Annotated in this window: 1 protein-coding gene; it reads left to right on the top strand. The window is 32.3% G+C overall.

The genetic code is table 11. The annotated features are described in order from the left end of the window. The first annotated feature begins 86 nt into the window (after positions 1-86). Entirely contained in the window at positions 87-560 is a 474-nt protein-coding gene (gene tnpA / locus WMO19_RS09875) for an IS200/IS605 family transposase (RefSeq protein ID WP_349171703.1), read from the top strand. The last annotated feature ends 56 nt before the right edge of the window (positions 561-616 follow it).

Genomic DNA, 616 nt, shown 5'->3' with positions numbered 1-616 from the left:
AGCTTTAGCTTCAAGCAAAAAACCTCCCGTGATAAACTATATATGTTACTGGCAGTAGCATAAATAGAAAAGGGAGGTATCCTAAAATGGATAAAAATAGTTTATCACATACATCTTGGAATTGTAAATATCATATAGTGTTTGCTCCAAAGTACAGGAGACAAGTAATATATGGAAGATTAAAACAAGATATAGGAAAAATATTAAGGGATCTATGTGATAGAAAAGGAATAAATATAATAGGAGCAGAATGTTGTCCAGACCATATTCATATGTTGCTGGAGATTCCACCAAAATATAGCATATCCCAAATAATGGGTTATTTGAAAGGGAAAAGTAGTCTGATAATATTTGATAGACATGCAAACTTAAAATATAAATACGGGAATAGACATTTTTGGTGTAGAGGATATTATGTAGACACAGCAGGCAAAAATGCGAAGAAGATACAAGAATATATAAGAAACCAATTAAAAGAAGATTACATGGCAGATCAAATAAGTATAAAAGAATTTGTAGACCCGTTTACGGGTGAGCAAGTGAACAAAAGCAAAAAATAATGTGCTTTAGCACCAGCTGTGAAAATTGGTGCACGAGAAAGAAAGTTCAAAGCATG

Origin of the sequence: Peptoniphilus hominis (ex Hitch et al. 2025), assembly GCF_040096015.1 — a bacterium.
Classification (GTDB): Bacteria; Bacillota; Clostridia; order Tissierellales; family Peptoniphilaceae; genus Peptoniphilus_A; species Peptoniphilus_A hominis.
This window is presented reverse-complemented; position numbering and strand designations above follow the sequence as displayed.